The sequence below is a fragment of the Enterococcus sp. MMGLQ5-1 genome (assembly GCF_013155265.1).
Lineage (GTDB): Bacteria > Bacillota > Bacilli > Lactobacillales > Streptococcaceae > MMGLQ5-1.
This window is the reverse complement of sequence record NZ_JABJXU010000002.1, coordinates 166,437-185,070: the sequence shown is the minus strand read 5'-3', so window position 1 is coordinate 185,070 and position 18,634 is coordinate 166,437. Positions and strand designations below refer to the sequence as shown.

Annotated in this window: 21 protein-coding genes; 20 read left to right on the top strand and 1 reads right to left on the bottom strand. The window is 35.3% G+C overall.

Annotated elements, in window-relative coordinates; translation table 11 throughout:
- Window positions 1–1,347 carry a Mur ligase family protein gene (locus HOY35_RS03835; RefSeq protein WP_172210666.1) on the bottom strand — a complete coding sequence of 449 codons (1,347 nt, stop codon included), beginning with the start codon at window positions 1,345–1,347 and terminating at the stop codon, window positions 1–3.
- Between the two features lie 104 nt (window positions 1,348–1,451).
- On the opposite strand from HOY35_RS03835, the gene HOY35_RS03830 reads away from it, so the two are divergent.
- The 20 genes from HOY35_RS03830 (at window position 1,452) to HOY35_RS03735 (ending at window position 18,628) form a co-directional block, all read left to right on the top strand.
- Complete coding sequence (locus HOY35_RS03830) at window positions 1,452–2,021, top strand: GNAT family N-acetyltransferase (RefSeq protein WP_172210667.1); 570 nt, start codon at window positions 1,452–1,454, stop codon at window positions 2,019–2,021.
- Between the two features lie 35 nt (window positions 2,022–2,056).
- A complete protein-coding gene (locus HOY35_RS03825) occupies window positions 2,057–2,674 on the top strand; it encodes a DUF1054 family protein (protein WP_172210668.1) in 618 nt (205 codons plus the stop codon).
- A gap of 19 nt (window positions 2,675–2,693) precedes the next feature.
- Window positions 2,694–3,992, top strand: a complete 1,299-nt coding sequence (locus HOY35_RS03820) for a DRTGG domain-containing protein (protein WP_172210669.1) — start codon at window positions 2,694–2,696, stop codon at window positions 3,990–3,992.
- 53 nt (window positions 3,993–4,045) lie between these two features.
- On the top strand, window positions 4,046–4,657 hold the full coding sequence (locus tag HOY35_RS03815) for a class I SAM-dependent methyltransferase (RefSeq protein ID WP_172210670.1): 612 nt from the start codon (window positions 4,046–4,048) through the stop codon (window positions 4,655–4,657).
- A 73-nt stretch (window positions 4,658–4,730) separates the two neighbouring features.
- A complete protein-coding gene (locus HOY35_RS03810; RefSeq protein WP_172210671.1) occupies window positions 4,731–5,684 on the top strand; it encodes a bifunctional oligoribonuclease/PAP phosphatase NrnA in 954 nt (317 codons plus the stop codon).
- Window positions 5,685–5,686: 2 nt separating this feature from the next.
- Window positions 5,687–6,025 (top strand): zinc ribbon domain-containing protein YjdM, encoded by a 339-nt coding sequence (locus tag HOY35_RS03805; protein WP_213173244.1) that lies wholly within the window; start codon window positions 5,687–5,689, stop codon window positions 6,023–6,025.
- A gap of 36 nt (window positions 6,026–6,061) precedes the next feature.
- Window positions 6,062–7,390: a C1 family peptidase gene (locus HOY35_RS03800; protein WP_172210672.1), complete on the top strand. Its 1,329-nt coding sequence runs from the start codon at window positions 6,062–6,064 to the stop codon at window positions 7,388–7,390.
- Between the two features lie 236 nt (window positions 7,391–7,626).
- On the top strand, window positions 7,627–8,352 hold the full coding sequence (locus HOY35_RS03795; protein WP_249641467.1) for a hypothetical protein: 726 nt from the start codon (window positions 7,627–7,629) through the stop codon (window positions 8,350–8,352).
- 222 nt (window positions 8,353–8,574) lie between these two features.
- Window positions 8,575–9,954 (top strand): FAD-dependent oxidoreductase, encoded by a 1,380-nt coding sequence (locus HOY35_RS03790; protein ID WP_172210674.1) that lies wholly within the window; start codon window positions 8,575–8,577, stop codon window positions 9,952–9,954.
- 2 nt (window positions 9,955–9,956) lie between these two features.
- The gene (locus HOY35_RS03785) at window positions 9,957–10,634 is read left to right on the top strand and encodes a hypothetical protein (protein ID WP_172210676.1); all 678 of its coding nucleotides are present in this window, start codon (window positions 9,957–9,959) and stop codon (window positions 10,632–10,634) included.
- Window positions 10,634–11,167 carry a hypothetical protein gene (locus tag HOY35_RS03780; protein WP_172210678.1) on the top strand — a complete coding sequence of 178 codons (534 nt, stop codon included), beginning with the start codon at window positions 10,634–10,636 and terminating at the stop codon, window positions 11,165–11,167. The genes HOY35_RS03785 and HOY35_RS03780 overlap by 1 nt, the downstream gene beginning before the upstream one ends.
- Window positions 11,167–12,462, top strand: a complete 1,296-nt coding sequence (locus HOY35_RS03775; RefSeq protein ID WP_172210680.1) for a glycosyltransferase — start codon at window positions 11,167–11,169, stop codon at window positions 12,460–12,462. The genes HOY35_RS03780 and HOY35_RS03775 overlap by 1 nt, the downstream gene beginning before the upstream one ends.
- Window positions 12,463–12,969: 507 nt before the next feature.
- Complete coding sequence (locus tag HOY35_RS03770) at window positions 12,970–13,371, top strand: MerR family transcriptional regulator (RefSeq protein ID WP_172210682.1); 402 nt, start codon at window positions 12,970–12,972, stop codon at window positions 13,369–13,371.
- Window positions 13,372–13,749: 378 nt separating this feature from the next.
- The gene (locus HOY35_RS03765) at window positions 13,750–14,418 is read left to right on the top strand and encodes an SDR family oxidoreductase (RefSeq protein ID WP_172210684.1); all 669 of its coding nucleotides are present in this window, start codon (window positions 13,750–13,752) and stop codon (window positions 14,416–14,418) included.
- A gap of 45 nt (window positions 14,419–14,463) precedes the next feature.
- A complete protein-coding gene (locus HOY35_RS03760; protein WP_172210686.1) occupies window positions 14,464–15,399 on the top strand; it encodes an ABC transporter ATP-binding protein in 936 nt (311 codons plus the stop codon).
- The gene (locus tag HOY35_RS03755) at window positions 15,392–16,162 is read left to right on the top strand and encodes an ABC transporter permease (RefSeq protein ID WP_172210688.1); all 771 of its coding nucleotides are present in this window, start codon (window positions 15,392–15,394) and stop codon (window positions 16,160–16,162) included. Before HOY35_RS03760 ends, HOY35_RS03755 begins: the two co-directional genes overlap by 8 nt.
- A gap of 309 nt (window positions 16,163–16,471) precedes the next feature.
- Window positions 16,472–16,948, top strand: a complete 477-nt coding sequence (gene rimP, locus HOY35_RS03750) for a ribosome maturation factor RimP (RefSeq protein WP_172210689.1) — start codon at window positions 16,472–16,474, stop codon at window positions 16,946–16,948.
- Window positions 16,949–16,965: 17 nt separating this feature from the next.
- Complete coding sequence (gene nusA / locus HOY35_RS03745) at window positions 16,966–18,036, top strand: transcription termination factor NusA (protein ID WP_172210691.1); 1,071 nt, start codon at window positions 16,966–16,968, stop codon at window positions 18,034–18,036.
- Between the two features lie 3 nt (window positions 18,037–18,039).
- A complete protein-coding gene (locus HOY35_RS03740) occupies window positions 18,040–18,345 on the top strand; it encodes a YlxR family protein (protein WP_172210693.1) in 306 nt (101 codons plus the stop codon).
- Window positions 18,338–18,628, top strand: a complete 291-nt coding sequence (locus HOY35_RS03735) for a YlxQ-related RNA-binding protein (protein ID WP_172210695.1) — start codon at window positions 18,338–18,340, stop codon at window positions 18,626–18,628. Before HOY35_RS03740 ends, HOY35_RS03735 begins: the two co-directional genes overlap by 8 nt.
- Window positions 18,629–18,634 lie beyond the last annotated feature (6 nt).

Genomic DNA, 18,634 nt, shown 5'->3' with positions numbered 1-18,634 from the left:
CTACATTCCTCCTTTAATAAATCCATTTTCGGCCAAATCGCTACGCAAACCTAACATCGCGGTGTAAGTTGCTAAAATGTAGACATGCTCACTTGGTGCGGCTTTAATTTGATTGATAAGTGTTTCAAAATCAGTTCCGATTTCGCTGATTTGTGCACTGGAAATACCTGCAACTCGATAGCGTCGGGCGATTTCTTGGTGTCGTTGTCCACCGGCAATCACTAAAGGTACGGCCATTGCTTTAACTGACTCAAAGTTGGCGTCCCAAATCCAGCTCGTATCAATACCATCAGCATAATTAGCATTTAATAGGGTAACCAGGGTAAAAGGATAAGGCGCCTTAGCAATCATATCTAATACTTGATTAGTGCCAACTGGATTTTTAACTAAAATCAAAGTACACTGCTTATTGCCAATCTCAAATTTTTCCTGACGTCCAAAAACTTTTTCATCATAGCTAAGTCCGGCTTGGATGATTTCTGGTTTGATTTGATAGTACTCAGCAACCGCTGTGGCTGCAAGGGCGTTATATATGTTATATAAGCCACCAACCTCTAAATGGATTGGGATGCGATCAATTGTAAAATCTGAGCTTTCATTAGTCATTTTGTTTAATTCGGTCAGCTGATAGGACAATTCAGGTCGTTTAAAATCACAATTTGGACAATAGTATTTGCCTAGATTGGCGTATGTAATCATTTGATATTGTAAAATATGCTGACAGTTTGGACAGAGGACACCCTCGGTATTATAATGTGCCATTTGCTCATGATTGGCTAGGTGATTAAAGCCGTAATATCGAATTGGATTGACGATTTCCTTTGATGCAAAAATAGGAGAATCGCCATTCATTAAAATCGTGGCATTCGGTGCTTTAGCGGCACCTTTAACAATCAAATCATAGGTTGTATAAATCTCACCATAGCGATCCATTTGATCGCGAAAAATATTGGTGAACACAAATAAATTAGGGGTCAAATATTCGGTAACCTTGGGCAGACTAGCTTCATCAATCTCGAGGACGGCAAAGTTTTTTTGATTTTTATGCTTTTTAGCAGTCAAAAAGGTCGAAGTGATGCCTTGAATCATATTAGCACCAGTAGGATTGGTTAAAACGTTACCATAGGCTCTTTTTAAAATTTGAACAATCAAGGCGGTAGTTAATGTTTTACCGTTTGTGCCAGTCACAACTATGATTTCATAATCCTTTGCTAATATTTCTAAAATGGCAGGATCGATTTTTAAGGCTAGGCTACCAGGATATGAGCTGCCGCGTTTGAAAAAGGTTTTTAGAATTTTGCCGGCCGACTGGCCAACAAATTTAGCAGTACTTGATTTTAAAGACATAATTTACTCCGTTCTTTCACTCAATAATTCTATTCTACCACATTCATTTTGGCGAAAAAAGATTTGTATATTTTATGGTAAAATAGCTAAATGGAGGTGTTAGCTTGAAACAATTACTTTTTTTGGCAAAATATCAATTCCTACAAATTGGCGATTATCTTTTGCGACCGGTTCAATTACATGATAGTGAAGCAATGTTTGAATATGCAAGTAATCCAAAAATTACAAAATTTCTCAGTTTTAATGCCCATCAAACAATCGATGAAACAAAACGTATAATTGTCAGCTATTTCATGCAGGAACCATTGGGCAAGTGGGCAATTGAATCTAAAAAGGATGCTAAGATGATTGGGACGATTGAATTGCGCTTTAGCAGCCAATTAGATTGTGCAACCTTTGGCTACGTTCTTAATGAAAGCTACTGGGGCAGAGGTATTATGCCACTCATTTTGAATCAGTTAATTAAAATAATTTTTGATGAGCTACCAGTCCAAGAAATATATGGTGAATTAATCAAGCAAAACCTTCAATCAGAGCGTGTAATGCAAAAATGCGGTTTAAAATTTAAGCGGCAATTTAAGGGCACGATAAAAAATCGTTGTATTCAGTCTATAGCTGAATATGCAATTACTCGTCATCAATTTATGCTAAAAAGTCATATTAATAATTTATAATTGATAGTTTAAAATTATTCAAGGAGGAGAGCTTAGTGTTTGATACAGATAGTTTTAAGGTTTTTGAAATTGAGGGGCTAGCGCCGCGAATGATAGCAATTCGCCAAGAAATTCAACCGATTTTTCAAAGCATTGGCGAAATTTTAAAAGAACGAATTGCATCGTCAATTGGACAATCGTGCTTTTTACATATTGCTCAGCATCGAAGAAGAACAGCCTATGCACCAGACAATACGTGGTGTGCGATTTCAACGCAAAAAAGAGGCTATAAAATGGAACCGCATTTTCAACTCGGTATTTGGCAAAATTATGTCTACCTGTATCTGTCAATAATTGATCAGCCAAAATCAAAAATGCTTGCAGCGAATTACTTAGCGGAAAATCCAGCGCTATTGACACAATTGCCGAAGCAGTTTGTTTTTTCAAAGGATCATACGGTACCCAGTTTTCAATCAATCACTGAGCCAGCGTTTCAACAGGCCATTTTACGTTTTCAAAATGTCAAAAAAAGTGAACTCGAAATTGGTAAGGTTTTTTTAAAATCCCAATTTGAAGCTACCTCAGATCAGCAAATGATAACTGATTTTTTAAATGTGATTGATCAGCTGTTACCACTTTATCAAAAATTATTAATCGTTACTTCTGATTATTAAACGATTTTAGGAGAAAGCTATGTCAAAACATCAGGAAATAATTGATTATATTCAGTCTTTAAGCATTGGCCAAAAAATTTCAGTCAGAAGCGTTTCTAGAAAGCTAAAGGTTAGTGATGGCACAGCATACCGGGCGATAAAATCGGCAGAAAACGAGGGCTTGGTTTCAACGATTCCTCAGGTTGGCACTATCCGAGTGGAGCGTGAGCGTCAACGAAATATCGACGAGATGACCTTTGAAGAGGTTGTTAAAATTGTTGAAGGTAAAGTGCTAGGTGGCGCAGCAGGCTTAAAGCAAGAATTTAGCCAATTTTTAATTGCTGCGATGGAGCAGGAATCAATCAAAAGCTATCTTTCGCCCAATAGTTTAATGATTGTTGGTAATCGAAGTGGTATTCAAAGATTTGCCATTGAGCATCAAACGGCAGTGCTAATTACAGGTGGCTTTTCAGCTGATACAGCAGTCATTGATTTAGCCAACCAGCATAAAATTCCAATTATTCAAACCGAATTTGATACCTTTACAGTTGCAAGTAAGATTAATCGTGCGATTACAGATCAGCTCATAAAAAAAGAAATTTTAGTCATTGATGATATTTATCGACCATTTGAACGAATTAATTATTTACGTGGCACGCAGTCTGTTAAGGATTTTAATGAGCTAGCTAAAAAAACTGGTGAAACACGCTTTCCAGTAATTAATCAGCATTTTATGGTCATTGGCATCGTCAGTCAGCGCGACTTAAAAGGCAAGAAAAAAAGTGATGTCATTGATAAAATCATGACCAAAAATCCGATTGTTGCACGTAAAACAATGAGTGTTGCTAGTGTCTCACATCAGATGATTTTTGAGGATTTAGAAATGATGCCTGTTATTAATCAGGACTACACCTTAGCAGGCATTGTTGAAAAAAGAGAAGTCATTGCAGCAATGCGCACTAACATTAAAGCACCACAAGGTATGGAAACCTTAAGTGAGCAAATTTTAAATTCGATTGTTGAAAAGGATGGCGCCTATCAAATTCAAGTAACGCCCAAAATGATGAATGCTTTTGGGGATTTATCATTAGGTGTAATGACAGAGGTTTTAAGTGATATTGCTTTAAAGACAATGAATAAAAAAGCTGTTAAAAATGCGCTGATTGAGCAAATCAACTTTTATCGGCTGCACACGGCTCAATTAGACCAAGTGCTTGAAATATATCCAAAAGTAATTGATACTAGTAGGAGGACGGCAACGATTGACTTTGAGGTCTATCATTTATATCAAATTATCAGTAAAGCTGTTATGATTTTACAAATTGCGGAGAATAATTAACAAATAAAAATTAATAGTGGAATTGTTAGTATTGCTCAGTGATGGAGGTAGCGATGAATCTTAATTGTTATATTGCGCAACAATTTGCTAATCCAAGCGGTTTTGGCGGTAAAATAATTACTGCGATTATGAATCAACAAAATATGCCAATGTATGAAGCGACAATTGCCTTTTTATCTCCCAAAATAAATGATGAAATTTTAGATATTGGTTGTGGTAGCGGTTTAGTTTTAAATAAACTCGCCAAGCAGTACGATATTAAGCTTGTAGGGATTGATATTTCGCCAAGTATCCTAAAAATAGCAATGAGAAGAAATAAGCTATTTGTGGCTAAAGGAAGGCTATCCTTTCAACATGGAGACATATTAGCATTGAAATTTCCAGCAAAAAGTTTCGACAAGATTTATTCAATTAATGTTTCTTACTTTTGGGATGATTTAGCACCTAATTTTAAAGAGATTAAGCGAGTTCTGAAAGCAAAAGGGCTTTTCATCAATACAATTTATACTAACCAAACGCTTAAAAACTTTTCGCATACCCAGTTTGGCTATCGGAATGATACTGTTGCAGATTTAATGGCTGTTGGTGAGTCTCAAGGATTTAAAGTGACTGTCAATTCAATATTGAACGGCAAAGCATTGTGCTTTGTTTATCAATTGAAATAAAAATATCATTATTTATTATTGTTTATTTACAGTATTACAATAACCAATCAATTTTTAGGAAGGAACAATCAATATGTCTTTATCTGAACAAATCTTATCAAAAATAAAAGAATATCAAAAAATCATTATTCATCGGCATATGAATCCAGATCCAGATGCATTAGGCTCACAATTGGGATTAAAAGCGCTTATTAAAACCAATTTTCCAGAAAAAAAGGTGTTCGCTGCAGGAGGACCAGTTAATGATTTGGATTTTTTGGGAGTGATGGATTCGGTTGAAATTGAAGATTATCAAGATGCATTAGTAATTATTTGTGATACAGGCAATACGCCTAGAATTAGCGGAGCTGAATATCAATATGGCGCTTACCTGATCAAAATCGATCATCATCCGAACGATGATCCCTATGGTGATTTATTATGGGTTGATACGACCTCAAGCTCTACTAGTGAATTAATTGCTCTGTGGGCAAGAGAACTGAATCTAAAGCTTACTCAAGAGGCGGCACGTCTACTTTATGCAGGTATCGTTGGCGATACAGGTAGATTTTTATATCCAGCCACGACCTCAAGAACGCTTCAATTAGCTGCGGACTTAATTTCAACAGGCTTTGATTTTGCCAAGCTAAATCAGCAGATTGATGGTATCAGCGTTAAAGTTGCCCGCTTAATTGGTTATGTTTATGAAAATCTAATTTGTGATGAATATGGTACTGGCAAGGTCATCTTATCACAGGCGATACTTGATGAATTTCAATTAGCAGATCATGAAACCTCAGCGATTGTTGGTGTACCTGGACGAATCGAAACTGTATTGACTTGGGGCATTTTTGTTGAACAAAAAGACGGTCATTACCGTTGCCGCTTGCGTTCAAAGGGACCAAGGATTAATGAGGTGGCTAAGCGCCATGATGGTGGTGGTCATCCATTAGCAAGTGGGGCCAATGCCAAGGATTTAGCGGAAGTCGAAGCAATTTATAAGGAATTGCAAGTATTGACCAAAGAATTTAATTATAAAGGGGAATAATAATGAGTTTACCAGCATGTCCAAAATGTCAATCAGTTTATACCTATGAGGATGGAAGTGGCTTGATTATCTGTCCAGAATGCGCATTTGAATTTAAAGCCGAAGATTTAGCTGCTGCTGAGATTAAAGATGCAGTCGGCAACGTATTAAGCGATGGTGATACGGTAACAATTATTAAAGATTTACCAGTTAAAGGTATGCCTAAGCCAATTAAAAAGGGCACGAAGGTCAAGAATATTCGTTTAGTTGATGCCGATGAAAATAACGGGCATGATCTTGCTGCTAAGGTCGATGGCTTTGGCGCAATGAACCTAAAATCTTCAGTTGTTAAGAAAAACTAGTTAATAATATTTAAGGCAAGCTATAAAGGAGAAAAAATGGACCCAATTTCTAAGGATTTAATCAAAAATATTAGCAATCAATACCAAGAAAACGACAAGTATCGTGCAGTTGAAAATGCAATCACAAAAAACGGTATTTTAAATAGTATCGAACAGACCGCAGCTCATCGTGAGAATTTACCAATTTTTAGTGTTGATGTCAAAACTGGTCCCGTTACCAACCAGAAGCAATCGGGTCGTTGCTGGATGTTTGCGGCGATGAATACCTTTCGTCATCGTGCCTTGGAAAATTTAAAGCTCAAGGAATTTGAATTTTCACAAAGCTATACTTTTTTCTGGGATAAATTTGAAAAATCTAACTGGTTCTTTGATGCTATCTTAAGCACTGCCGATCAGCCATTAACTGATCGAACAGTCAAATTTTTGCTTGATACACCTCAGCAAGATGGTGGGCAATGGGATATGATGGTTTCTATTTTTCAAAAATATGGTGTCGTACCCAAGTCAATCTATCCGGAAAGTGTGGCATCTTCGTCAAGTCGTGAGCTAAATCAATACCTTAATAAGCTATTAAGACAGGGTGCAGAAAGATTGCGTCGCTTAGTCAGTCAACAGGCCACCCTCGAACAGCTTACCGAGACTAAGACAGAGCTATTAACTGAAGTTTATCATTTACTTTCTGCCGCCTTGGGCACACCACCAGAAACTTTTGATTTTGAATATCGAGACGATGACAGTGAATATCATCGCATCGAAGCAATTACGCCAACCGATTTCTATCAAAAATTTGTTGGCGTTAATCTCGATGATTATGTAAGCATCATTAATGCACCTACTGAGGATAAGCCCTTTCATCAATCCTTTACCGTTGAATTGTTGGGTAACGTGGTTGGTGGAAAGGAAGTAAAGTATCTTAACTTACCAATGTCAGAATTTAAGGCCTTGGCAATTCAGCAGCTAAAATCAGGAGAATCTGTTTGGTTTGGCTGTGATGTTGGTCAATTTTCTAATCGAAAAGATGGCATTATGTCAATGGATATCTATGATTTTAAGACTGCTTTGGATATCGAGTTTACAGCAAGCAAAGGCGAAAGACTTAATTACTCTGAAAGCTTAATGACGCATGCTATGGTTTTGACCGGGGTTGATTTAGTGGATGAAAAGCCAATTAAGTGGAAGGTCGAAAACAGTTGGGGTGATAAGGTTGGTGATAAGGGCTTTTTCGTTGCAAGTGATCAATGGATGGACGAATATACTTATCAAATCGTGATTCATAAAAAATTCTTATCGGCTCAACAGCTTTTAGAGTTTGAGCAAGCACCAGAAGTGCTTACACCTTGGGATCCAATGGGTGCACTCGCTTAATGATAACATTTGCAATTTAAACGAGCTTTTTTTATAATTATGGGATATGATTATTCATATCCTTTTTGTCCTTGTCACTTACGCTTCGAAAATTGTTTGCAATTTGAGGTAGTTAGTGACAAAGGTATGTATTTGAACAGTAATCCAAGGTGTTTTAAAAACTTAGTTCAAAGACTCAATACCAAATCAAAAAGGAGATTATTAATAATATTGATTATTTATTATGGGAGTGGTTTATGGAGTTATTTTTAAAATTATTTATGTCATTTATTATTTACTCATTTATCGGTTGGCTCTGGGAAACCTTTTATTGCTCACTTAAGGCCAAGCATTTTGTATATCGCGGTTTTTTATTAGGTCCTTATTGTCCAGTTTATGGCTTTGGTGTGACACTTGTTTTACTGTTAGCCCCAAAGGGTAATGAGCCTTTGCTAAGCCTATATTTTAATGTAATCGTTATTGTGACCTTTGTTGAATTTATTGCAAGCTATTTATTAGAAAAAATCTTTAAATTGACACTTTGGGATTATAAGGATATTCCCTTCAACATTGAGGGTCGAGTTGCAATTCCAGTATCACTATTTTGGGGAGTTGGCTGCTTATTTTTAATTAAAATTATTAATCCAATGATTAATGATTTAATTGGTAATTTTTTAGAAATGACGAATAATTGGGGCGCTTATATTCTGTTATTGCTTTTCGCTTCTGATGTTGTTTCTACAATATCCTTCTCTTTGAAGGACAAGGTGTTAATTGCAAATGCTTTGCCAGATCATGCTGAAAATCAAAGTATTAAAGAGTTTAGATTTAATAATCTCTTTAAGCATCGCAATCATAAAAATCGGCAAACACTTAAGGCATTTATTGAGGATATTAAAATCAGAAGTCCACACATTAAGCATTTAAATCGTTTGATTAATAACTATCCAAATATTGATTTTGTCAAAAAGTTAAAAAAATAAATTAAAAAGGAGCTATTGTTATTTCAATGGTTTCTTTTTTTATTTATTTAAAAGCTTAGCAAATCTAAAGAAATAGGCTTAAATAGCTTTAAGTAAAGATAGGGTTTTACGATACGCTTCTATCAATTATAATAATATTATTAATAAAATTAAAATGTAATTTGAAAATAATTAGAATTTAAGGTAGAATATGCTTATCTATTTCAAAGATTAGGAGAAAAAATGAAAATAATTATTATCGGTGGATCACATGCAGGTATTGCCTGCGCAATAAGAGCAAGAGAAGAGTTTCCAACGGCTGAAATCACAATCTACGAGAAGCAAAAAAAAATTGGTTTTATTGCGCAAAGTATTCCGCTTTATTTGTCAGGCAATGTTAATTTTTTAAAGATGTCGAGTTATACAACAGCTACTGAGCTAGAGGGTTTAAACATTGAGGTATTGACGCAGGTTGCGATTTTAGATATTGATAGTGAAAATAAATCACTCTTATTCTTTGATTTGGTCGACCATATCGAAGGTGAGGTAAGCTATGATAAGTTGGTGCTAGCAACAGGCTCATATCCATCATTGCCTTTGGTGAAAGGCGTGTTTAGAGATAAGCTTTACGTGATTAAGAAATCGGATGATGCTGAAAAAATTAAAAAATTTATGAATGAATCACGTAGTGTCATTATTATTGGAGGCGGCGCTGTTGGAGTGGAGTTGGCTGAATTGATGAAAAATGCACATATAAAAACAACACTGATTCATCCTTCTGGGTATATTTTAAATCGCTATCTAGATGAAGCGGTCGCACTTGAGGTACAAAAATCCTTAATTAATCGTGAGATTGAAATTTTTACAGATACAATCGTTACCAGCATTCAGGAAGAAACAGTGGATCTTTTGACAAAGCAAAAAAAAATAAGTCATGTTTATACTCAGGATGGTCGTAAGCTGATGGCTGATGGCGTTATTTATGCGACAGGTTTTCGTCCAAGCACCTTCTTGGTTGCCGACAAGGTCACATTAGGCGATAAGGGCGCAATTGTGGTAGATGAATATATGCAAACGAGTCAGCCAGATATTTTTGCCATTGGAGATTGCGCAACTACAAGATTAACTAATGTTAAAAAGCCTCAATACATTCCTCATGTTAGCGATGCCATTCGTCAGGGAGAAATTGCCGCAGTCAATTTAGTAGCACCTAAAATTAAACTCAATCAGTCTCAGGGCACTTACAAATTAAATTTTGCTGACAATATTGTGCTTTGCATGACCGGTTTGACCCTGAAAAAAGCCAGATTAGAGGGGTTTGATTGTGAAATGGTATTTATTCACGACCAGTATGTTAATAGCGATGAATATTATGAGCTTTGGCTAGTTTACGAGAAAGAAAGTCGGCGGATATTAGGCATGCAAAGTCGGGGGACAGCACCAGAAATTGCTGCACAGGCCGATATTATTTCACTTGCCATTCAAAATCAGATGACCGTTGATGAAATTGAGTATACGGACTTTTATTATAAACATGGGTTTAAAAATCCAAGAAGCTTTACTAAAATTATCGCCGATGAAATACGCCATCAAGCAAACCAGCATTCTAGTAAAGGAGGCTGAATTTGACAAAATCAAAAATAAATGACCTAGACTATTGTTATGCAGTTTGGCAAATTTTGATTGGTTTAGAGGAAAATAGCTTTGAGCGAAATGAAAGAATTAGAGCTTTTCAGGTAAAAATTCGCTCGAAAGAGACCTCATTTTTTTGTAGTATTGCTCTAGTGCCGATTGTCGTTTTATGGCTAAGGTTAATTCGACTAGAAATTATTTCCTATAATGAGAATGCTTCATTCGTAAATTTGAGTACACGTCTGTTTGGCTTATTAATAATCAGTACTTTTTTGTATTTATGCTGTTTTCTAGCTATAAAATTCCTAAGTAAGCATTTTCCAATTTCATTATTCAAGCTTAAGCTTGAAAAAGCTAGTCGTCGTCAATTAATTGCGGACCTTAAGCAAATAGATTTAGAAAATACTGCTTTGCTTAATGAGCTAAACGCCGAACAGCCTCGTCTACCAGATAATTTTTTAGCTGCCGAGCTGCTTGAAATACTGATTCGTTATTTTGAAACAGAGCAGGCATTGACAATAAATGAAGCCATTTATTCATTAAAGCAGGAATTAAATAATACGGGCTATCATTCAAAGCTCTTGCCACAAGAAACGCTGCCAGAAAAAGTAAGCAGCTATTTAACCCAACAGAAGCAGCTTTTTGAACAAATAGAGAGAGGAGAAATCTAATGTGTCAGTCGGAAAATAACCCTAATCTTAAAAATGAACGTTCTTTACAGACAACCAATTTTATCCAAGATGATTTTTTTGAAAAGGGGCACTGGTGGTTAAAATTTAGGCAGGTCCTTTTAAATTTAGTTTTTAGTCTTTTCCTAATTTTACCAATTCTAATTTTATTTAATTCAATTTCAGAAGAAAGAATTTGGTCAGCAATTTATTTTTGGCAATATGCTGATGGTTTTCAGCTATCAAACTATTTAAAATCTTTTATTTGGATTGCGTTTACTGTTATTCTTGTATTCAGTCTCATTTTTTTATTTCGAAATAATTATCAAGAAAAGTATCTGTATCCGCAGCAGATGACCTATGATGAAGCAAAATTGGAAAAAAGAAAAAGAATTTTAGAGCAATTATATAGTGAACGTTTTGGTACAAGGGATTCGAGATATAAAAGCAAGTATTATGTCGTTAATAGCGAGCAAAATTTTTCTGATACATTGATAACGGATATTTTTAAACAAGAAGGGGTGGCGATTAAGTAATGCGTTTTTTAACCCTTTTTGTTCAATTAATTACTTTGTATCCAATTGTTGGTGCAATTGCTTGGACAATTGGTGGTTTATTTTATCGAACGCTCTATGTTGGCAAGTATTTAGCGCACGATTTCAAACGATTATCTTTAGCAGATGCACCGTTTATTTCAATTATGATTCCATGTCACAATGAGGAGGTAATGATTGAAGAAACAATTGATTATTTGATGAATCAGCTAGATTACCAAAATTACGAGGTTTTAGTCTGTGATGACGGCTCGAAGGATACGACACCCGAAATTTTAGCACGACTAAGCATGAAATATCCTAAATTAAGAGTGTTACGTATCAATAAAAATCAAGGAAAGGCGCATGCCTTTAATTTAGGGCTTTCGTTTTGTCGGGGTGAGTATATTTTAAGCAATGATGCCGATACAGTACCTGCAAGTCATGCTTTATGGCAATATATGAATTATTTTCTAAGACAGGGAGGACAGAATATTGCGGCCGTTACTGCCAATATGGATGTGCAAAATCGCTCACTTTTAGTTGAGAAGTCACAAACGGTTGAGTTTTCAAGTATTGTTGGCGTTATTAAACGGTCGCAGATGGGCGTTCTAGGCAATATGTATGCTTATTCGGGGGCAAATACAATGTATCGAAAGGCTGCAATTTTGGATTGTGGTGGCTTTCGACAAGATCGGGCAACTGAGGATATATCAATTGCATGGGATCAGCAGTTTAACGGCTGGCGGGCTGTTTTTGCGCCTGAGATTATGTTTTACATGAATGTGCCAAATACCTTTAGTATGCTTTACAATCAGCGCAAACGCTGGGCAAAGGGTGGTACAGAGGCATGGCTAACTAATTATAAACGAATTTTCAGGCGACCAATTAAGCATTTACCAAAAATTGTTATGCTGTTGGATCAAACAGGCAGCATTATCTGGAGCTTTTATTATTTAATTTTTACGCTTTGGTTAATTATTAAAATCTTTTATTTTATGATAACAAATAACACTGAAGAGCTTGTCCATACATTAGATATGGTTTTCATTTTTTCAGCTTTTATTTCAATGGTTGGTATTTGGCAACTGGTTGCTGCGTTAGCCTTAGACAATCATGGCGCAAAGCTTAAGTATTTAATTTTCGCACCCGGTTATATGGTCTGGTATTGGCAAATGAATGCCATTACTATTGTGACTACCTTTATTCCCGCAATCAAGGCAGTACTTGGCTTTGCTGGTAAGGGAACTTGGGTCAGTCCAACGCGAACTAAGATGACGAAAGGAAAGAATGAGTAATAAAGTGCCTAGCGATATCGATGCCACGTACGACAGATACTTCTTTTTTTAATAACCATGTGACTGCTTTCTTTTTATTATTGACTTTGTTAATAGGTTTGCTTTTTTTGTTTTTGGTCTTTAAACAAAATTACGAGCATTTTAAACAGCAGCTTCAGCAGGAAAAAGAAGAAAAATTACAAAAAATAATAAAAAAAGAGTTTAGAAATAGCAGTTTAGTTTGCCTAATTATTTTATTAGTAATAGTTTTGCTGATTGTAAAAATTGGCTCAGGCTAAGTTTAAAATTGGCAATAAAATAGTTCAAATAAGAAATATTGTTAAAATAAATTGCTAAGTTGTTCTTGTGATTTTGTAATAATATGTTCATTGTTTATTGATAAGAAACAATATTCTCTGTATTCATCTTATTGATACATTTGTGATTGATCCCTTAAAGTTGTAGACTATTTATATTAGTTTTTATTTAAAAATTAGATAGTTAATTTTTTAAGGAGATGAAATGATTATGAATATTTCAAAAGTTGCTGATTTGATGGATTTAACACCTGTAACCTTAAGATATTATGAACGTGTTGGGCTAATTCCTCCAGTTAATCGGAAAAATGGAGGTGTTAGAGACTATCAAGATGAAGATTTAAATTGGGTTGAATTTATCAAATGTATGAGAAATTCGGGGCTTTCGGTTGAAGCATTGATTCAGTACACCTCCTTATATCAGCTTGGTGATGTTACGCTTGATGATAGAAAAACAATTTTAGTTAATGAGCGAGCAAAATTAATTGAAAAGTATGAGGCGCTTGGCAGCACGATTAAGCGTTTGGACCGAAAAATTGAAGATTATGATCATGATAAAATGCGCCAATCTGAAAAGAGGCTATCAGATTGGAAGAAGGCAAATCAGCCTTAGATCGCTCTTAAAATCAATTATGTATATTTTATTATTAATAAAAAACTCACTAAAACTTCTAATTAATGTTTTAGTGGGCTTTTTTGGGCTGCAGTCACTTTAGTGATTTTATAATAGCTATTCGATTTTAGAATATTTATTTAATAATTAATCGATTAATAAATTTAAAATTAATTAATCATTTTTATTGACTTAACCTTGAGGTTAAGTATTAATATTATGATTGTGTATAATGCTTGATTTATTAATATGTGGCTGTATAGTGGCCTTTTTTTACTTTTTACCAGATAAAAATGAAAAATAACAAGATAATGGTAGAATAGTACAGGCTTTAGTTTTGATTAGAATAATAGAATTAAAAGAAGTGAGGTATGATAAATGCGTGTATTAATTATTGGTGCGAATGGAAAGATTGGACGACAATTGGTATCTGAAATGCAAAGTGATTCTAATTTTTCACCTGTAGCGATGGTTCGTCAAACGAATCAGTATCAAACTTTATTAAGTCAAGGTGTTGAGACTGCATTAGGAAATCTGGAAAGCTCTGTTGACTCGCTCTCTAAGCTCATGATTAAAAATAAAATCGAAGCTGTTGTGTTTACCGCGGGCTCTGGTGGACATACGGGTGCTGATAAAACAGTATTAATTGATTTAGATGGTGCCATCAAATCAATGAAAGCTGCTAAGGAGTCGAAAATAGAGCGCTTTATCATTATCAGCTCATTTGCAAGTAACCTATGGCATGATAATCATGTGCCAGAGTCCGTAAAGTCACTTGGCTATTATAGTGCAGCCAAGTTTTATGCGGATGAATGGCTGAAAAAATCAGGCTTAGACTATACGATTATTCGTCCAGGTCGTTTAACAGATAATCAAGCAACCGGACATATTCAAATTGGTCAATTAACTGAAGCTTCAGAGGTATCTCGTGCGGATGTTGTGAGTGTGATTATTGAGGTTTTGAATAATGAGCAAACAATCAAAAAGGATTTCGACGTAGTTAATGGTAGTACGCCTATTGCATTAGCTTTAAGGGAAATGATTTAAAATCAATTGATAAATGTTATTTTAGATTAAGGAGAAAGTTATTCTATGGTATACGCTCTTGAAATTAAAGATTTAAAGAAAAGATATAATTCTGGCGTGGAAGCATTAAAGGGAATTGATCTGACTGTCGAAAAAGGAGATTTTTATGCCTTATTAGGACCTAACGGGGCTGGCAAATCAACTGCGATTGGGATTATTACCTCACTTGTAAACAAAACGTCTGGAATAGTAAAGGTTTTTGGCTATGATATTGATCATGAATTAGTTAATGCCAAGCAGCAAATCGGTTTGGTGCCCCAGGAATTTAATTTCAATCCCTTTGAGACGGTTGAACAAATTGTTGTCAATCAGGCTGGTTATTACGGTGTTTCAAGAAAAGAAGCGCTCGTTAGAAGTGAAAAATATTTAAAGCAATCGAACTTGTGGAAAAAAAAGAACTCGCCTGCACGAATGCTGTCTGGTGGTATGAAACGACGTTTAATGATTGCCCGCGCATTAATGCATGAGCCGCATTTATTGATCTTAGATGAGCCAACAGCAGGTGTTGATATCGAGCTTAGGCGAGAGATGTGGGATTATTTAAGATTATTAAACGATAATGGTACAACTATTATTTTGACAACGCATTATCTGGAAGAAGCGGAGATGCTTTGCCGAAATATTGGCATTATCCAAGCTGGCGAGCTAATTGAGAATACGAGTATGAAGGATTTGTTAGCTAAGCTACAGTTTGAGACGTTTATTTTTGATTTAGCGCCTAATCATCAAGCAATTGAAATTGTGAATTATAAGCATGCGTTTGAAGATGCGCAAACCTTAGTAGTAGAGGTAGAACGTAATCAAGGCATTAATAGCATATTTGAACAGCTTTCTAAGCAGAATATTAAGGTGCTCTCCATGCGTAATAAGTCCAATCGATTAGAAGAATTATTTTTAAGTATTACTGAAAAAAAAGATACTCTGGAGGCTGAACATGTTTAACTTATATTTTACGGCATTAAAAAGCCTTGCCATTAAAGAGACAAATCGCTATTTACGTATCTGGCTACAAACCTTGGTGCCGCCTGTCATTACAACATCACTCTATTTTATTATTTTTGGCAATTTAATTGGTGGACGTATTGGGGAAATGTCTGGATTCTCGTATACTGCATTTATTGTGCCTGGATTAATTATGATGTCCGTCATCACGAGCTCCTATTCAAATGTTTCTTCCTCATTCTTTTCTCAAAAATTTCAAAAAAATATTGAAGAGATATTAGTAGCACCAGTACCAACGCATGTCATTATTTGGGGCTTTGTGATTGGTGGTGTTGGCAGAAGTATTCTAGTTGGAATTTTAGTCACAATAATATCATTACTTTTTGTACCGTTACAGGTTTATTCATGGTTATTTGTTTTTGTGACCCTGATGATGACTGCAATATTATTTTCGCTAGCTGGTCTATTAAACGGTATCCTTGCCCGGTCCTTTGATGATGTATCGATTGTTCCAACCTTTGTTTTACAGCCGTTAACTTACCTAGGTGGTGTTTTTTATGCAATTTCAATGCTACCACCGTTCTGGCAGGCTATTTCTAAAATTAATCCAATTGTTTATATGATATCTGGATTTAGGTACGGCTTTCTCGGTCTAATTGATGTTCCAATTTCTTTATCAATCACTGTTTTAATTATTTTCGTTATTGTTTTATACAGTATTTGCTGGCGATTGATTGAAAAGGGACGTGGGTTAAGAAGTTAATACTTGTCTTAACCGACGGAGTAGTATTCCTATTTTTTGTTATTATTAATATTGACAATTTATTTTCTTATTTTTTTCTGCTATATAAACTGCGTCGTATTAATCATTATTATTAGCGGTAGAAAAGCATTGAAAAATAGCAAAATTTCTGTTATAATACAAATACATGTTGAGAATGAACGTGAGTGGTCTTTAGGCGACTCACTTTTTTATGCATTTTTCCTATTTGATGAAGGAGTCAAAAAGGAAAGCGGTATTATCATGGAAAATCTGTGCAGTTTGATTTATTAGGTGTTTTGGAGGTGAAGTATGAGTCAAAAAATAATTAATTTGGTGACAGAGCTTGTCTTACCAATTATTGAGGAGCATGAATTTGAGCTATCAGCAGTTGAATATGAAAAAATGGGTCAAGATTATATTTTGAGAATATTAATTGATAAACCGGGTGGTATCACATTAAATGATACGGCAGATATTTCTGAAGAAATTGCACCGCTTTTAGATCAAATTAAACCCGATCCTTTTCCAGAGCATTATATGCTGGAGGTGGCGTCCCCGGGCGTTGAGAAACCAATTAATAAAGCAGCTGATTGGGAAAGCGCACTTAATCAATATATCCATGTCAGCCTCTATCAAGCAATTGAAGGTGCGAAAATATTTGAGGGTGACCTGATAGAAAATAACGACGAAAAAATTGTTCTGTCTTATCTTGATAAGACACGTACGAAAACAGTAACGATTCCCAAAAAACTAATCTCCAAAGCGAGACTAGCGATTAAATTTTAAGATAAGGACGAAAGAAATTGAGTAAAGAATTAATCAATGCACTAAATATTTTGGAAGAAGAAAAGGGTATCAAAAAAGAAGTTGTAATCGAAACTTTAGAAAATGCTTTAGTTGCGGCATATAAAAAACACTATGGTCAGGCACAAAATGTTGAAGTTAAATTTAATGAAAAACGTGGCACGATTAAGGTTTATGCCGTTAAAGAGGTTACAGAAGAGGTTTTTGATTCTCAATTAGAAATTTCAATTGAAGAGGCTTTAAAAATTAATCCGCATTATGAATTGGGCGATAAAATTAAATTTGAAGTAACACCTAAGGATTTTGGTCGAATTGCTGCACAAACTGCCAAACAGGTTGTTGTTCAACGCTTACGTGAGGAAGAACGTTCAATCATTTATAATGAATATTCTCAATATGAAAAAGAAATTTTAACAGGCACTGTTGAACGTAAGGATCATCGTTTTATCTATGTTAATTTGGGTAAAATTGAAGCAGTGCTATCTAAAAAAGATCAAATGCCAAATGAAGAATATAATGCACATGATCGAATCAATGTTTATGTTTATAAGGTTGAAAATACGAGTAAGGGGCCTCAGGTCTTTGTCTCACGTTCTCATCCAGATTTGCTTAAGCGAATGTTTGAAAAAGAAGTACCTGAAGTTTTTGATGGTACCGTCGAAATCGTTAATATTGCGCGTGAAGCAGGTGATAGAGCAAAGGTTGCTGTTAGAAGCCACCTTGAAGGTGTTGATCCTGTCGGCACAATCGTTGGGGTTAAAGGTAATCGAGTACAAACGATTGTCAATGATTTGAAGGGAGAAAACCTTGATATCATTGCCTGGGATGAGGATCCAAGGATTTTTATTACCAACGCACTAAATCCTGCTAAGGTAATTGATGTTATTTTACATGAAGACCAAGGGAAATCGGCGACAGTTATTGTGCCTGATTCGCAATTGTCATTAGCAATCGGTAAACGTGGACAAAATGCACGCTTAGCAGCTAGAGTGACTGGTTATAAAATTGATATCAAGCCTGAAAGCGAAGTTGACTATTTACCCGAAACTGAGATTACAGAGGAGGAATAGCCTTTGAAAGCAAAACGAAAAATTCCTTTAAGAAAATCAGTTGTATCTGGTCTACAATTGCCTAAAAAAGAATTGATCCGTATTACACGCAATAAAGAGGGCATTGTGGCAATTGATCCAACTGGAAAAGCAGCAGGACGCGGTGCTTACATTGGTATTGAGCCTAAAGAAGCTGAAATGGCAAAGAAAAAGGATATTTTAAGTCGTGTTTTGGAAGCAAAAGTCAGCGATGAATTCTATAATGAATTAATTGAATATGTGACGCACCTAAAAGCACGTCAAGAATTATTTAAAGATGATGATGAATAATAAGAAACTAAGTCTACTTGGAATGGCTCAGCGCTCTGGTAATACAGTTAGCGGTGAAGAATTGGTTATAAGAGCAATTCAAGCTGGAAAAGCAAAATACATTTTTCTAGCTAAGAACATTGGACCTTCCACTAAAAAGAAAATAGAAAATAAAAGTAAATATTATCAAGTTCCAGTTAATAACGAATTTGAATTTGAAGAATTATCGACTGCTATTGGTCGGGCAAGGAAGGTTATCGCGATTACGGATAGCGGATTTGCCAATAAATTTAAAACTTTATAAGTGGTA

What these genes read in the sequence shown, in the direction of transcription:
- HOY35_RS03760 (WP_172210686.1), top strand. Translation starts at nt 14,464, where the DNA reads ATGGTATACGCTCTTGAAATTAAAGATTTAAAGAAAAGATATAATTCT.
- HOY35_RS03775 (WP_172210680.1), top strand. Translation starts at nt 11,167, where the DNA reads ATGCGTTTTTTAACCCTTTTTGTTCAATTAATTACTTTGTATCCAATT.
- HOY35_RS03735 (WP_172210695.1), top strand. Translation starts at nt 18,338, where the DNA reads ATGAATAATAAGAAACTAAGTCTACTTGGAATGGCTCAGCGCTCTGGT.
- HOY35_RS03800 (WP_172210672.1), top strand. Translation starts at nt 6,062, where the DNA reads ATGGACCCAATTTCTAAGGATTTAATCAAAAATATTAGCAATCAATAC.
- HOY35_RS03805 (WP_213173244.1), top strand. Translation starts at nt 5,687, where the DNA reads ATGAGTTTACCAGCATGTCCAAAATGTCAATCAGTTTATACCTATGAG.
- HOY35_RS03810 (WP_172210671.1), top strand. Translation starts at nt 4,731, where the DNA reads ATGTCTTTATCTGAACAAATCTTATCAAAAATAAAAGAATATCAAAAA.
- HOY35_RS03780 (WP_172210678.1), top strand. Translation starts at nt 10,634, where the DNA reads ATGTGTCAGTCGGAAAATAACCCTAATCTTAAAAATGAACGTTCTTTA.
- HOY35_RS03765 (WP_172210684.1), top strand. Translation starts at nt 13,750, where the DNA reads ATGCGTGTATTAATTATTGGTGCGAATGGAAAGATTGGACGACAATTG.
- HOY35_RS03795 (WP_249641467.1), top strand. Translation starts at nt 7,627, where the DNA reads ATGGAGTTATTTTTAAAATTATTTATGTCATTTATTATTTACTCATTT.
- HOY35_RS03790 (WP_172210674.1), top strand. Translation starts at nt 8,575, where the DNA reads ATGAAAATAATTATTATCGGTGGATCACATGCAGGTATTGCCTGCGCA.
- HOY35_RS03770 (WP_172210682.1), top strand. Translation starts at nt 12,970, where the DNA reads ATGAATATTTCAAAAGTTGCTGATTTGATGGATTTAACACCTGTAACC.
- HOY35_RS03815 (WP_172210670.1), top strand. Translation starts at nt 4,046, where the DNA reads ATGAATCTTAATTGTTATATTGCGCAACAATTTGCTAATCCAAGCGGT.
- HOY35_RS03835 (WP_172210666.1), bottom strand. Translation starts at nt 1,347, where the DNA reads ATGTCTTTAAAATCAAGTACTGCTAAATTTGTTGGCCAGTCGGCCGGC.
- HOY35_RS03755 (WP_172210688.1), top strand. Translation starts at nt 15,392, where the DNA reads ATGTTTAACTTATATTTTACGGCATTAAAAAGCCTTGCCATTAAAGAG.
- HOY35_RS03820 (WP_172210669.1), top strand. Translation starts at nt 2,694, where the DNA reads ATGTCAAAACATCAGGAAATAATTGATTATATTCAGTCTTTAAGCATT.
- rimP (WP_172210689.1), top strand. Translation starts at nt 16,472, where the DNA reads ATGAGTCAAAAAATAATTAATTTGGTGACAGAGCTTGTCTTACCAATT.